The following is a 12952-nucleotide window of genomic DNA, read 5'->3' as shown; positions in this document are numbered from 1 at the left end:
CGTGAGACCCAACCCAACACAATCCTCACAAAAACCTTTCTCCACATAACGGAGAAATCACGGTAACCTCAACGTTGGCTCAATCAACGGGGAGGGGGCTACCGGTGGGTGTGGTCGTCACCGATGCTGAAGTGACGCTGGCCGACGTCCTAGCCCTGAAGATGGCGATCGAGGAACCGCTGGCCGCGGGCACCCAGCTGGTGCTGCGGCATCGGGGGAGCGGGGCGGAGCGCCGGGTCATGCTCGGCACGCCGGGCCGCCGGGCCCGGGAGGCCAGTGTGGCCGTCTCGCTCGGGCCGCTCGCGCTGGTGCCCGGCCGCTGGGACGCCTACCTCCAGCAGGACGGGCCGCGCACCCGGATGCAGAGCGTGGACCCGGGCTTCTCACTGGACCGCCTCGACGCGTACGCGCTGGACCGCCGCACGATGGCCTACCGGGCCTACCGGACCCGCAACGGCTTCCTGGCCATCAAGATCGCCGAAGCGGAGCCGGTCGCCGACGTCCGGGCGGTCTGGTTCCGGGAGGGCCGCTTCGAAGTCACCGGGCTGCTCGCGTACACCGGCTTCACCGACGACGACCAGCACCACACCGCCCGCCTGTCGCTGCGCCACAGCGACGCCGAGGTGGTCGCCATCGCGACCGTCCAGGGGGTCAGGTTCCACGCCGCGCTGTCGCTCTGCGACGTGCTGGCCGCCACCCCCGACTCGCAGGGCATCTGGGAGCCCTCGCTGGAGGTCGAGGGCCTGGACGCGCCGCTGGCGCTCGGCGCGAACCTGGACGACGTGGAAGGCAAACGCCGCCGGGTGCACTATCCGGCCACCCGGATCGACGGCGTGCCGATCAAACCCAGTTTCACCGCCGACGACCAGCTCCGCCTCGAAGTCGGACCGGGGATGAGCGCGGCGTGAAGATCACGTTCCTGGTGCCCTCGGCCTACGGGATGCGCGGCGACGTCCGGGCCACGCTCAACCTGGCCGCCGCCCTCGCGGAACGGCAGGACGTCGAGATCATCAGCGTCAAGCGCACCAGGGACACCCCGTTCTTCCCGATCGACGGCCGGATCAAGCTGCGCTGGCTGGTGGACGCCCGCCCCGGCCGCCACCTGCTGCCGCGCGGCCAGGTCCGCACCGACGTCTCCCTCTGGCGGGCCATCCGCGCGGTCCGCGCCGACGTCCTGATCACCGCCCGCCCGGGGCTGAGCGTGCAGTCCGCCCGGTACGCGCCCCGCGAGATCATCAGGATCGCCCGCGAATGGTCCAGGCCGGCCGTCCCTGGACCGGTCCGGCGGTTCTACCCCCGCCTGGACGCCGTGGTCACCAGCACCGAGACCGGCCGCGACGACTGGTCCCGCCTGCTCGACGACGAACTCTCCGTGCACACCATCCCGGACGCCCTCCCGGCGGGCCCCTGGCCACGTTCCAGGATGGACAACCGCATCATCTGCGCGGGTGGCCGCTGGGTCGCCCCCAAGGCCTTCGACCGCCTGGTCCGCGCCTTCGCCGTCGTCGCCGACAAACGCCCGGACTGGCGCCTGCGCCTGTACGGAGCAGGCTCCGAGGAGAAACGCCTGCGCGCCCTCGTCGCCGACCTGAGCCTGCACAATCACGTCTACTTCATGGGCACCACCCCCGACCTGCCCGGCGAGTTCGCCAAGGCGTCGATCGTGGCCGTGCCGTCCCGGCACGAGGTCCTCGGCATGACCGTGGTCGAGGCGCTCGGCTGCGGGGTCCCCGTGGTCGGCTTCGACGGCCCGCGCGGCCCGAGCGAGTTCGTCCGCCCCGGCCGGGACAGCATCCTGGTCCAGGAGGGCGACGGCGAGACGGAGGCTTACGCGGCCGCCCTGCTGTCCCTGGTGGACGACGAGCGCCGCCGGATGACCCTGGCCGCCGGCGCGCTGGAATCGGCCGCCGCGCACGCCGCCCCGGCCGTCGCGGCCCGCTGGCAGGAGCTCATGTACGGGCTGCGCTCGCGCGTGTGATAGGAGCTGTGACATTGGCCGATCCTTCGGATCGGCGGGCTTGGCCGCTGGGGAGCCTGTGTCTTCCCTCGTCACTCCGGGCCGCTCCGCGACCCTGCGTTCCTCAGTCCAGACACAGGCGCGGCCAAGCCGGGATACGACTTATGGTGCGGAGATTGCCTTGGGTGGCCTTCGGGCGGGGTTTGGGGGGGCCTAAGGAGGTCGGAGGGTTCAGATACAGGCGCGGCCGAGCTGGGGACTAGTTCCTGGGGGGCCCAAAAACTATCCCGGACCCCACTAAGGAGTCCGGGATCAGTTCCGTCAATGACTTCAGCGGCTCGCCGAAGTCCGCAACCCGAGCGCGTTGTCGAGCTCGTCCAAGGTCAGTCGGTCATCCGTGTAGTTCACGGCCGCCAGAACCTCGGCGTAGAGCGCGATCTCGTCCAACGCGACACGGTCATGGACCCGAGAGTCCAGGTCGTCGTGCCCCACCGCGTCGTCCTTCCTTCCGCAGCCCACACCCACTTCGAGGTTACGTCCGTGTGTCTTGGCGCGACATGGCCCATCGGGACCATTCCTGACGCCGGGCGTCCCTCCACTGACCATTTCCCGGATTCTGAGATCACAATTCGATGAATTCTCCGAGGTCATCGGGGCAGTATTGCTAAAGGATGAAATATCCGTATTTGTGGGGTAAGAGTGACCTATCCGGTTAGCTGGAGTACAGCCAGTCGGAAGTGGTCTCCGTGACTCGTTTGCGCGGGGTCGTGGTGGGCTCGCGGGGGAGATCGTCGCGGTCGTTGACGAGGCACTGCCCGACCGCTCCGCTGACCGGGAAACCGGTCGGCGGCGGGACCGCTCCGGCCAGCTCACACCAGGCCAGACCGGTCGCGTAGGCCGCGCCGAGCAGGGCGGCCGCGGTGGACCGGTCCGGCGGCGTCAGGCCCGCCGGCAGGCGCCCGTCGACCGGCCAGCAGCCGCGCAGCGGATGATCGGGATCGGCCAGCGTCACGTACAGCGCCTGCCTGATCCCGTCGTCCATCCACGGATACAGATATGTCACCGCATCGGTAGTGACCGAGGCCACATCCGCCGCCAGCAGCGAGGCGGCCACCGCCCGTGGGTCGGCCCCCGTGTCGGCCGTGAACGCCAGCGCCTCCACCAGATCGTAGAAGACGTGCCGGAAGTGGTCGCCAGGCGACACCTCGGCCAGCGCGGCGGCGGCCAGGTTGGGCGGGCAGCGCAGCAGCCAGGTGTGCGCCACCGCCCCCGACTGGAGCGCGGTGTGGTCCAGCCAGGGCTGCGTCAGCAGCGGCTCGATCATGCCGATCAGCGCGCTCGCCCTGGGCCGGAACCGGGGGTCGGCGCGGAGCACGTCGGCCGTCCGCGCCATCAGCTCGGCCAGCCGCAGCCCGGCGTCGTGGGCGCCGGCCCGGCAGCGTTCCGCGTACAGATCGACCAGGTCGGTGAGGCCGACCGGGGGGAGCCAGCGGACGAACTCGTCGCCGGGCAGCGGCCGGGCCAGGAACTCGCCGAACATCGACAGGATGACCTCGTTGCCGTCGAACGCCGGCGCGTACGCGCACCACATCACGGTGCCCCAGACGGTGGCCACCGTGCTGGGCACCTCGGCGGCGAACACCTGCCGGAACGGGCCGCCGGTGAGCGGGAAGTCCTCCCGGCGCAGCCCCCGGTGGGCCACGATCAGGTCCCGGATCCGCTCGGTCACCTCGGCCGGCACGTCGGGCCCGACGAACGCCTGGGTGGAGCCGCGGTCGACCGCGTGGTCCGGCCCGGTCGGCACCACCCAGTACGGGATGGGCACGGTCACCGGCCGGGTGGCCGCCCGGATCGCCGGCGCGGCCGGAGGAGCCGACAGGTGCCACTGTCCGTCCGGATCCAGGCGATACCACCGGGCGTATGCCCCGAAGAGCCAGCAGACCCCGTCAGGGGTCGCCAGGGCGCGCCTGGCGATGGCGTCGGCCCTGCCCTGGGCGGGAGTCAGCGGCCAGCGTGGATCGGCGACCATGGCGCGCACGTCGCGCTCCATGGCAGCGAAACCATCCCACCCCGCCCCGTACTCCACCTGCCAATCGTAGAACTTCCGCCTGACTTTTCCTGTCCCAATATCCGGACCAGACCTGACCGGACGTGTGAAACATTCACCTTAGTGACCTGCGGAAACGCCAGGGATCTGGGATTGGTCGGGCCTACACTCTTGGCATGGTTCGGCGCTATCTACTTGCATGTCCCTCGTGACCGAGATCCAGCAGACCGTGGCCGCACCGAAATCCGAGCCGGCGTCGCCGCGCCCCGAGCCGCGCTGGCTGGGGTCGGCGAGCGACAGGGCGGCGCTGCTGGTCTGGCTCTTCTGGCACGTCGGGACCTACATCTACCTGGTCCTGGCCGCGCCGGGGCGGACCGAGGCCCCGCTGCTCGACCGGCTCACGCCGTGGGACGCGGACAACTTCATCATCATCGCCGAGTGGGGCTACGACGGCTCGCCCGGGATGACCGACGCGCCCAAGCTGGCGGCCTTCTTCCCCGGCCTGCCGTTCGTGCTGCGGATCCTGCATCTGGGGATCGCCGACTGGAGCCTGGCCATCGTGCTGGTCTCGCTGGTGGCCAGCGCGGTGGTGGCGGTGGCGCTGTCGCGGCTCAGCGACTCCTACCGGGAGGGCACCGGCACCTGGACGGTGATCGCGTTCTTCCTCAGCCCGTTCGCGGTGTTCCTGCTGGCCGGCTACTCCGAGGCGCCCTTCCTGGCGCTCGCCATCCCGGCCTGGCTGCTGGCCAGGCGCGGGCGGTGGGAGCAGGCGATGATGGTCGCCGCGCTGGCCTCCTGCATCCGGATCTCCGGGCTGTTCCTGGCGCTGGGGCTGGCCGTGATGTTCCTGACGGCCGAGAACGGGCTGCGGGAGCGCGGGTGGCGCACCCTGCCGTGGCTGGTCGTGCCGGGGCTGCCGGTGGTGGCGTACATGGTGTTCCAGTGGTCGCGGACCGGCGACTGGATGGAGTGGAAGAACGTCGAGGCGGAGTACTGGGGGCGGACCGCCGAGTGGCCCTGGCAGACGCTGATCAACACCTGGAACCGGTCGCTGGAGGAGGGCGCGCTGCAGACCTCCTACCGGGAGGAGATCCTGGCCGCGTTCGTCCTGGTGGTGCTGATCGTCTGGCAGCTGGCGCGCCGCCGGTGGGCGGAGGTCGGGTACCTCGCGCCCCAGGCGGTCGCGCTGCTGGCGATGTCGTCGTTCTACATGTCGGTCGGGCGGGCCTCGCTGCTGTGGTGGCCGCTGTATCTGGCGGTCGGGCTGACGGGTTCCCGCCGACCGTGGGTCTACATGCTGTACGTGGCCATAGCCGCACCGGTGATGGCCATCAATGTCGGAAATTTCACCACCGGGGCATGGGTCGGCTAGCGCGGTGGCGCTCCGCCTTCGCCAGATAGCGCTCGGCGGTTCCGGCGAAGTTCGCCCGGTCGACGTCGGTCAGCTCGCGTACCACCCGGCCGGGGACGCCGGCCACCAGAACGCCGGCCGGGATCTTGGCGCCGGGCGGGATCACCGCGCCGGCGGCCACCACGGTGCCGGCGCTGATCCTGGCCCCGCCCAGGACGATCGCGCCGATGCCGATCAGGGCGCCCGACTCCACGTACGCGCCGTGCACGGTCGCCTTGTGGCCCAGGCTCACCCGGTCCTCCAGGATGGCCGGTTCGCCGGGGTCGGCGTGCAGGCAGCACAGGTCCTGGATGTTGCACTCGGCGCCCACCTCGACCCGTTCGTCGTCGGCGCGCAGCACCGAGCCGTACCAGATGTTGGCGGAGGGGCCGATGCGCACCTGGCCGACCACCACCACACCGGGGGCGAGCCAGGCCGTTGGATCGATTGAAGGAGTGTCGTCGTGGTCAAGCGCGGCGATAAAGGGCATGCCATACATGATTCCACGCCCCGTTACGTAGCCGACACGCCCTGTATCGGATATTTCCCCAAGCAGCATGGGCGTTCAGGTTGCGATGCGAGTCGGATAGCAGGAAAGTCGTGTCCTGACGTGTCGTTCCGCCTTTCGACTCCCCAGGGCCCTCCATGACGAACCAGACCGATAATTTCCCCGACCTCATGAGCGACGACTCTTTCGAAGTCGTCATGCGTGGCTACAGCCGTCGCCAAGTCCACGACTACATGATCCGCACCCGCAACCAGATCCGTGACCTCGAAGAACGCCTGGCCCGGACGATCGACCAGGCTGAGCAGAGCCGGTTGGAGCTGGCCGACGCGCGGCGCAAGCTGACCGAGTCGCCGCAGAACCCGGACGAGCTGGGCGAGCGGTTGAGCCAGATCCTCAAGCTGGCGCACGAGGAGGCCGCCGCCAACAAGGAGGCGTCCCAGACCGACGCCTCCAAGACCAGGGACCAGGCGGCCGCTGAGGCGGACCGGCTGGTGAACGCGGCCCGCGAGCAGGCCGAGTCGATCAGGACCGCCGCCCAGGAGGAGGCCGAGCGCCGCGTCCACGACGCGACCACCTCGGCCGAGCGCCTGCTCTCCCAGGCCGGCGCCGAGGCGGATGAGAAGGTGGCCACCGCCAGCGCCGAGGCCGAGGACACGCTGCGGGACGCCAGGGCCGAGGCCGACCGCCGGGTGACGGCGGCCAAGCTGGAGTCCGAGCGCCTGGTGTCGGACGCGCAGTCGCTGTCCAACTCCACGCTCACCTCGGCGCAGCGCCGGGCGACCACGCTGGACGAGCACACCGGCCGCCGGGTGGTCTACCTGACGGACACCCACACCGAGGTGGTGCGCCGGCTCAACGAGATCGGCGTGGTCCTCGGCGACCTGCTGCAGCGGGAGACCAGCGCCGGCCCGCTGATCGACGAGGCCTCCGTGCTGCCGCCCGCGCCCAAGATCGACGAGGAGTTCAACGAGGCCCTGTCCAGCGAGGGCTTCAACGACGAGGGCTTCAACGAGCAGGAGGACGCCGCCGCGACCAACTCGGTGCGGCAGACCACCCCCGGCTCCGAGCAGCCGGCCGAGGCCGTCCAGCCGGTCCGCTCGCTGGAGGACTCCGCTCGGCTCCGCCCGTCCGGCGACGACGACGCTCCGACGTTCCGCGCCTGATCCTGCGGTCCCGCGGTGACGCACGTCAAAAGAACGCCCGCCGCTTCAAGGAAAGCGGCGGGCGCTCTGGTTTGGTGCCCGTGGAGGCGCCTTTTGGTTGGCACCAGCGGCAGCGCCCCCACGGGGGCTATCGGGAGAACCCTTGAAAGCGGAAGCCCCCGCCCCCGATCGGGTCGGGGGCTTCCGCGCTCAAGGGTTGGGTCAAGGGTCCGCGGACTTGGCACGTTCCTCCTGTTCGCGCAGTTGCTCGCGGAGCCCTTCCGGCTCGTCCGCGTCGATGGTCATCGCGCAGCCGGCTTCCCGCTGAGCGGAGTTGAGGGGGTGGTGCCGGGTGGCCCACCACCGCCCCGCGTCACTCCGCCAGATCGTCCATTCCGGATATTCGCGGGCAATCTCGGCAAGATGCCGGTCAAAGGACATCCGCCCACCTTTCCCTCGCCGAGCCGCCCGGGGTTATTTCTCCCGTGACCCATGCCGATCTGGGCCGCGAGAACTTGACGTCTCAACCTCAAGGTGCGGGACATCTCTAGAGAAATCAATGATCGGGATGGACAGGTCAACCTATCGCCGGACTTGTCTACTTGACCTAGGCATCGAAGTCGTACTGGAGTACATACGCGGCCGCGTCCATGGTCATCTCGTTGAGCTCGACCGGGAGGCCGCCGGAGGTGTAGGCCGTCCGGGCCACGATGAGGATGGGGTTGCCGGCCGGGAGGCGGAGGAGTTCGGATTCGTGCGGGGCGGGCATCCGGGCCCGCACCTCCTCGGTGAAGTGGACCGGCGAGTAGCCGAGATCGCCTAATCGGGCGTAGACGCCGCCGGGACCGGTGTCCGGGAGTGTGATCGCGGTGCCCTCCACGAGATCGGCCGGAAAGTGGGACGCGGCCAGCTGGACGGGACGGCCGTCCACCGAATAGCGCCGCCGCCGGACCCAGACCTCGTCGCTGTCCAGCACCCGCCCGACGTCCTCGGTCGCGGCCAGCCGCTCGATGTGGACCTCGTCCACCGTGTACGCGCGACCCCGGGTGTCCGAATCCCAGATCGCCCGGCCCTGCCCCCACTGTTCGCGGGAGAGCCGTCGTGAACCATGCCGTCTGATCGGCCGAAACAGCCTCACGTAGACCCCCGAACCTCGCCGCGGCACTGCCAAACCCTCATTGATCAGTACGGCCAGCGCCTGCCGTGCGGTGGCGCGCGCGATGCCGTACTCCGACATGAGTGCGTTCTCGCCCGGTAGCCGATCCCCATCTCGGAGTTCGCCGGACAGGATCTGGCTACGCAGACTGTCGGCGATACGCCGATAAATGGGGGGCTCGTGATGCACCGGGGATTCCGTCACGTTTGATCACCCTCTGTCACCAACGGGGAGTTAGCGTCTCCAGAGAACTTGCCCCGTCTTGTCCACGATCGCACAGAGTTGTTGGTAGGTCCCGTGCCTATTTTTAGCGGATCGGGCGCATGGGGCGATCTTGATTGATTAAAGCCGTCCGTTATCCTGGAACGGTCCCCTCCGGTATTGGGCGGGCCCACCAACGCTTAGTCATGATTGCCGCCAGAATCGCACCCGTGGTGTTCAGCAGAACGTCGTCGATCGACGACACACGGTGGAGGCCAAAAGCATACTGAAGCAATTCCACGGTGAGAGACGACCCCGCCGCCACGGCCGCCACGAGGGGCAGCCGGGCCAGTCGCGGGGACCGGATCGGGAGCAGCGCGCCCAGCGCGGCGAACACCAGGAGGTTGCCCCCTACCTGGGCGATCAGAGTGCCAGTAAACCCCTCGGCGAGGGTGGTCAGGTCCCGGAAGGGGGTCAGGCTGAGGCTTCTGGCGGGGGCCGGGACACTACCGGGAGTGAGGATCATCCACAGCCAGGGGAGGGTTCCGGTAACGGAAAGGGCATCAGCGAGGGGTGTCCGGAAGGGGTGTTGGATGCCCGAACTAGCGCGTTGTCTCCCTATCAAGTAGGCGGTCAGAAGCGCGACGGGGATCATTAAAAGGCTGAAAAGAATGATATGTCCCCACATACGCCATGCCAGCAACATGACTGTGTCCTTTTGGCTCGCTGGATGATCGCTCGCCGTGCGTGTCACCCGTCCCTGTTCGGGCGCAGAAGTGACAAGAAGGTGGCTGTTTGGAAAGTGTCCGAACCGATCTTCGCCTGGTCAGGGCTGGGACGCTCGGGAACGGTCTGAACGGTCGAGTCGGGAAAAGATTCACGCGGCTGGCGTGATCGCCGGGAGATGTCACTCTGCGTGGTCTCCGCCGTAGAATGATCTGTGACGCTTTGTGGTCGATTTGGCGGGTCGACCGACGGTGATCATCGGATGCCTCCGGGTTTTTCCTGGAGTGGCCACCCCCCGTCGCACTGGTCGAGTCAGGAAATTTACGGGGATGATGGGGTACATGAGTATCACCCGCGCCGGCTGTGCCGCGCTCGACGCCGCTGATCCAATGAGCGACTACCGCGACGAGTTCGTCCTGCCCGACGGGGTCGTCTATCTGCTCGGCAACTCGCTGGGCGCGCTGCCCCGCAGGACCGCCGCCCGGGTGGCGCACGCGGTCACCGCGGAATGGGGTCAGGACCTGGGCGCCAGCTGGAACACCGCCGGCTGGTGGAACCTGCCGCAGACGACCGGCGACCGGATCGCGCCGTTGATCGGCGCGGGCCCCGGCCAGGTGCTGGCGGGGGACTCCACCTCGATCATGATCTTCAAGGCGCTCGGAGCGGCCCTCGCGCTCCGCCCCGACCGGCCGGTGATCGTCTCGGACGTGGACAACTTCCCCTCCGACCAGTACGTCGTGCAGGGCGCCGCCCAGGCCTTCGGCCGCGAGATCCGGGAGATCGGCGCCGGCACGCCGATGGAGTCAGCCCTCGGCGCGGACGTGGCCGCCGTGCTGCTGTCCCACGTGGACTACCGTACGGGCGCGGTCCGGGACATGGCCACGGTGACCGCGCGGGTCCAGGCGGCCGGGGCGCTGATGATCTGGGACCTCTGCCACAGCGCGGGCGCGCTCCCGGTGGACATCACGGGCGCGGACTTCGCGATCGGGTGCACGTACAAGTACCTGAACGGCGGCCCCGGCGCGCCCGCGTACATCTACGTCGCGCCGAAGCACCAGGAGGCCGCCCGGAACGTGATCTCAGGCTGGCACGGGCACGCCACGCCGTTCACCTTCGAGCCCGCCTACCAGCCGGCCCCCGGCGTCCGCCGCTTCGCCGTCGGCAGCCCCCCGGTGCTCTCCTACGCGGCCCTGAACGCCTCCCTGGAAATCTGGGAGAAGGTGGACATGCGGTCAGTCCGGGCCAAGAGCGTGGCCCTCACCGAGCTGTTCATCGAACTCACCGAGCACCTCGGCCTGGAACTGGCCACCCCGCGCGACCCGGTCGAACGGGGCAGCCAGGTGAGCTACCGCCACCCGGACGGCTATCCGGTGATGCGCGCCCTGATCGACATGGGCGTGCACGGCGACTACCGCGCGCCCGACCTGATGCGCTTCGGCTTCGCCCCGCTCTACCTCCGGTACGTCGACGTCTACGACGCCGCCAACACCCTGGCCGAGGTGCTCGGCAAGGAACTCTGGCGCGAGGACCGCTACCACAGGCGCCTGCCCGTCACCTGATCAGTGTTTGGCCTTGGCCTTCAGGTCGGCCACGATCTCGCCGGCCAGCGCCACGCAGTCGGCGCAGATCCGCCCGGCCTCGCCGTGCACCATGTGCACGCGCGGCCCCGGCGGAGTCCGGCAGAACGAGCAGGCCGCCTCCCGGCGGGTCCGCCGGGTCGCGAACGGATGGGTGAACGGTTTGGCGAACCGCTTCCTGGCCGCCTGCTTCGAGACACCGAGCCGATCCCCGATCGCCGTCCATGACGTTCCGGCCGCCCGGGCGTGATGCACGGCCAGGTCGAGCAGAGCGTCGGCGTCCCGGCTCAGCTCCTGGCTCAGGATGCTCGCGGCGGCGAGGGTTTCCAGCGGGTCAGAGGGATTCGCGGCTCGCGCCCGTGCTTTCGCGAGTAACTCTGATGGCTCCATGCGACAACCTTAAGTTGTCAATCGCCCTATATCAAGTTGTGACTTCCCGGGCGTACAAACGATCATGAGGCCAATCGCGGCCGAGCGCAAACGGCCACGACGCTCATGGCCGTGGTTCTACTACTTATGGGTAACTTGGGTAGTTGAGCTCAGGCCCGGAAGCCGGTGAATCGTCACGCTTGGTCCATGAGCAGACCCGTGCAATCCAAGACAACCGGCGCCTTCTATCTCCAGTCCGTGATCTCCTTCGGCCTCTCGCTCGGCGCGCTCACCATCGGCGTCGCCTACCTTCCGGTGAACGCCTGGATCAGGGCGTTCTTCGCGGTCGGCGTCTTCTACCTGGTCACCGCCTCCTTCACGCTGGCCAAATGCGTACGCGACCGCCAGGAGGAGGACGCAGTGGTGACCCGGGTGGATCAGGCTCGGCTGGACAAACTCCTGGCCGAGCATGACCCCTTCAGGACCGACTAGTACGGCAGCGCACGGGTCGCGAACTTCGCCGACACCATCGGCTGCTGGAACTTCGGCACGGCGACCGTCCGGACGTCGCCGTCCGAGGTGTAACGCTCGGTGGGGTTGGCCTGGAGCCAGTCCAGCCACGCCGTGGAGCAGAACTTGGCGCAGTCGCCCTTCTTGTCCATCGACCTGATCCGCGGGATGCCCACCGGGTCGAACTCCTTGCTGAACGGGGACTGCGCGGGCGTGTACCCGGCCAGGAACACGCCGCCGTAGTTGTAGGCCACCGCGCCCTTCTTGCCCTTGAGCGCCCAGTCCTTGTCGCGCGGCTGGTTGCCGTACGGCAGGGCGATCGTGACCGGCGGGGGCCCCTGCAGGGAGGTGATCAGCGTGTGGCCGGCCACCACCTCGTCGACCACGGCCTCCTTGGGCTTGCCGGCCAGGTTCAGGTGGTCCTTGGTGTGGTTGCCGATGTCGAAGCCGTTGGTCTTGAGCCAGGAGATGAGCTGCTCCTGCTCGATCTTGTCCGGCTTGCCGAACATGTCGCGCGTGACATAGAACGTCCCGATCGGGCGGAAACCGGGGTGTTTGGCGGCGACCTCTCTCATGATCGCCACGGCGGTGTTCGGCAGTGGCGTGCCGTCGTTGCTCAGCGTGAGCTGGGACGGCGAGGAGTCGTCGAAGGTCAGCACCACGGGGTGTTTGCCGGCCGGGATGTCGATCTTCCCGGTGACGTACTCCGCGGCGGTGACCGGGACGTAGTTCTCCTTGGCCAGGCGCTCCAGTTCGGTACGGAACTGGGCGGGCGTGCGGTCATCCTGGGTGCCGGGGTGCTCGATCACCCGGTGGTACATCAGCACCGGGATCTGGCCCAGTTCGTTGGCCTTGACGGCCTTGGCCTTGGCGGCGTTCATCGCCTTGGCGGTGGCGGGGTTCACCGGCGCTTTGGCGGGCTTCGCCTGCGTGGTTGCCCCGTGCGTGCCACAGCCCGCCAGGACGGCCAATCCAGCTATCAGTACTACGGTTCTCATCCGAATCCCCTCACCATGACGACATGTTTAACTACTCCCCGTGAAGTCCCGAGGAGAGTCGACATGGTGGTTAAAATCCGGATCTGGATAGTTCGTCACTCCGGCGTCGGCTCGGGTGCCAACAGCTGCCCTGACCTGCCGTAAAGCCGTGTAAAGCGGTCGGCCGCCGCTCCGGCGTGTCAAGGCTTTTCGCCGCCTCACACTGTTTTCCGGGCAAAAGTGCAGGCCAATTCCTTGACATGACCGATAAGTCATGAATCGTAATGAAATATGTGTGCAAGCTTGACCAATGTATGCGTCGAAACCTAGCCTGCCAGTGGCGTGGGAGCGTTCCCATTCGAACCAGAGAACGGGGAACGCGGGTTCGTGTT

Annotated in this window: 14 protein-coding genes; 6 read left to right on the top strand and 8 right to left on the bottom strand. The window is 68.4% G+C overall.

What is annotated here, in order from left to right:
- Window positions 1–104 precede the first annotated feature (104 nt).
- Together Acor_RS17560 and Acor_RS17555 are read left to right on the top strand one after the other, a co-directional pair.
- Window positions 105–908, top strand: a complete 804-nt coding sequence (locus tag Acor_RS17560) for a hypothetical protein (protein ID WP_155337742.1) — start codon at window positions 105–107, stop codon at window positions 906–908.
- Entirely contained in the window at window positions 905–1978 is a 1074-nt protein-coding gene (locus tag Acor_RS17555; RefSeq protein WP_155337741.1) for a glycosyltransferase, read from the top strand. Before Acor_RS17560 ends, Acor_RS17555 begins: the two co-directional genes overlap by 4 nt.
- A gap of 309 nt (window positions 1979–2287) precedes the next feature.
- Here Acor_RS17555 and Acor_RS42250 read toward each other — a convergent pair whose 3' ends face one another.
- Together Acor_RS42250 and Acor_RS17550 are read right to left on the bottom strand one after the other, a co-directional pair.
- Complete coding sequence (locus tag Acor_RS42250; RefSeq protein WP_170316977.1) at window positions 2288–2449, bottom strand: hypothetical protein; 162 nt, start codon at window positions 2447–2449, stop codon at window positions 2288–2290.
- A gap of 220 nt (window positions 2450–2669) precedes the next feature.
- Window positions 2670–4007, bottom strand: coding sequence for a hypothetical protein (locus tag Acor_RS17550; RefSeq protein ID WP_174876159.1), 1338 nt, complete (start codon window positions 4005–4007; stop codon window positions 2670–2672).
- A gap of 205 nt (window positions 4008–4212) precedes the next feature.
- Here Acor_RS17550 and Acor_RS17545 point away from each other — a divergent pair, with 205 nt between their 5' ends.
- On the top strand, window positions 4213–5376 hold the full coding sequence (locus tag Acor_RS17545; protein WP_170316976.1) for a mannosyltransferase family protein: 1164 nt from the start codon (window positions 4213–4215) through the stop codon (window positions 5374–5376).
- On the opposite strand, the gene Acor_RS17540 is transcribed toward Acor_RS17545, so the two are convergent.
- Window positions 5351–5884, bottom strand: a complete 534-nt coding sequence (locus Acor_RS17540; protein WP_422664814.1) for a gamma carbonic anhydrase family protein — start codon at window positions 5882–5884, stop codon at window positions 5351–5353. The genes Acor_RS17545 and Acor_RS17540 overlap by 26 nt on opposite strands.
- A gap of 188 nt (window positions 5885–6072) precedes the next feature.
- Here Acor_RS17540 and Acor_RS17535 point away from each other — a divergent pair, with 188 nt between their 5' ends.
- Entirely contained in the window at window positions 6073–7065 is a 993-nt protein-coding gene (locus Acor_RS17535) for a hypothetical protein (RefSeq protein WP_155337738.1), read from the top strand.
- 201 nt (window positions 7066–7266) lie between these two features.
- Here Acor_RS17535 and Acor_RS17530 read toward each other — a convergent pair whose 3' ends face one another.
- From Acor_RS17530 to Acor_RS17520, 3 genes are all read right to left on the bottom strand, one after another.
- Window positions 7267–7485, bottom strand: coding sequence for a hypothetical protein (locus Acor_RS17530; protein ID WP_155337737.1), 219 nt, complete (start codon window positions 7483–7485; stop codon window positions 7267–7269).
- Between the two features lie 166 nt (window positions 7486–7651).
- Window positions 7652–8404, bottom strand: coding sequence for a GntR family transcriptional regulator (locus Acor_RS17525; RefSeq protein WP_155337736.1), 753 nt, complete (start codon window positions 8402–8404; stop codon window positions 7652–7654).
- Between the two features lie 151 nt (window positions 8405–8555).
- A complete protein-coding gene (locus Acor_RS17520) occupies window positions 8556–9107 on the bottom strand; it encodes a VanZ family protein (protein WP_155337735.1) in 552 nt (183 codons plus the stop codon).
- 361 nt (window positions 9108–9468) lie between these two features.
- Here Acor_RS17520 and kynU point away from each other — a divergent pair, with 361 nt between their 5' ends.
- Complete coding sequence (kynU, locus tag Acor_RS17515) at window positions 9469–10686, top strand: kynureninase (RefSeq protein ID WP_155337734.1); 1218 nt, start codon at window positions 9469–9471, stop codon at window positions 10684–10686.
- Here the strand turns inward: kynU and Acor_RS17510 are convergent, their stop codons facing one another.
- On the bottom strand, window positions 10687–11094 hold the full coding sequence (locus Acor_RS17510) for a ClpX C4-type zinc finger protein (RefSeq protein ID WP_155337733.1): 408 nt from the start codon (window positions 11092–11094) through the stop codon (window positions 10687–10689).
- Window positions 11095–11280: 186 nt separating this feature from the next.
- Between Acor_RS17510 and Acor_RS17505 the strand changes: the two genes are divergently transcribed.
- Window positions 11281–11565: a YiaA/YiaB family inner membrane protein gene (locus tag Acor_RS17505; RefSeq protein ID WP_155337732.1), complete on the top strand. Its 285-nt coding sequence runs from the start codon at window positions 11281–11283 to the stop codon at window positions 11563–11565.
- On the opposite strand, the gene Acor_RS17500 is transcribed toward Acor_RS17505, so the two are convergent.
- Window positions 11562–12581 carry a polysaccharide deacetylase family protein gene (locus Acor_RS17500; RefSeq protein WP_155337731.1) on the bottom strand — a complete coding sequence of 340 codons (1020 nt, stop codon included), beginning with the start codon at window positions 12579–12581 and terminating at the stop codon, window positions 11562–11564. The genes Acor_RS17505 and Acor_RS17500 overlap by 4 nt on opposite strands.
- Window positions 12582–12952: the final 371 nt, after the last annotated feature.

Origin of the sequence: Acrocarpospora corrugata (assembly GCF_009687845.1) — a bacterium.
GTDB lineage: Bacteria > Actinomycetota > Actinomycetes > Streptosporangiales > Streptosporangiaceae > Acrocarpospora > Acrocarpospora corrugata.
Note: the sequence above shows the minus strand (reverse complement) of the source record. Positions and strands in the feature narration are given on the sequence as shown.

What these genes read in the sequence shown, in the direction of transcription:
- Acor_RS17550 (WP_174876159.1), bottom strand. Translation starts at nt 4,007, where the DNA reads ATGGAGCGCGACGTGCGCGCCATGGTCGCCGATCCACGCTGGCCGCTG.
- Acor_RS17540 (WP_422664814.1), bottom strand. Translation starts at nt 5,884, where the DNA reads ATGCCCTTTATCGCCGCGCTTGACCACGACGACACTCCTTCAATCGAT.
- Acor_RS17535 (WP_155337738.1), top strand. Translation starts at nt 6,073, where the DNA reads ATGAGCGACGACTCTTTCGAAGTCGTCATGCGTGGCTACAGCCGTCGC.
- Acor_RS17530 (WP_155337737.1), bottom strand. Translation starts at nt 7,485, where the DNA reads ATGTCCTTTGACCGGCATCTTGCCGAGATTGCCCGCGAATATCCGGAA.
- Acor_RS17520 (WP_155337735.1), bottom strand. Translation starts at nt 9,107, where the DNA reads ATGTTGCTGGCATGGCGTATGTGGGGACATATCATTCTTTTCAGCCTT.
- kynU (WP_155337734.1), top strand. Translation starts at nt 9,469, where the DNA reads ATGAGTATCACCCGCGCCGGCTGTGCCGCGCTCGACGCCGCTGATCCA.
- Acor_RS17510 (WP_155337733.1), bottom strand. Translation starts at nt 11,094, where the DNA reads ATGGAGCCATCAGAGTTACTCGCGAAAGCACGGGCGCGAGCCGCGAAT.
- Acor_RS17505 (WP_155337732.1), top strand. Translation starts at nt 11,281, where the DNA reads ATGAGCAGACCCGTGCAATCCAAGACAACCGGCGCCTTCTATCTCCAG.
- Acor_RS17500 (WP_155337731.1), bottom strand. Translation starts at nt 12,581, where the DNA reads ATGAGAACCGTAGTACTGATAGCTGGATTGGCCGTCCTGGCGGGCTGT.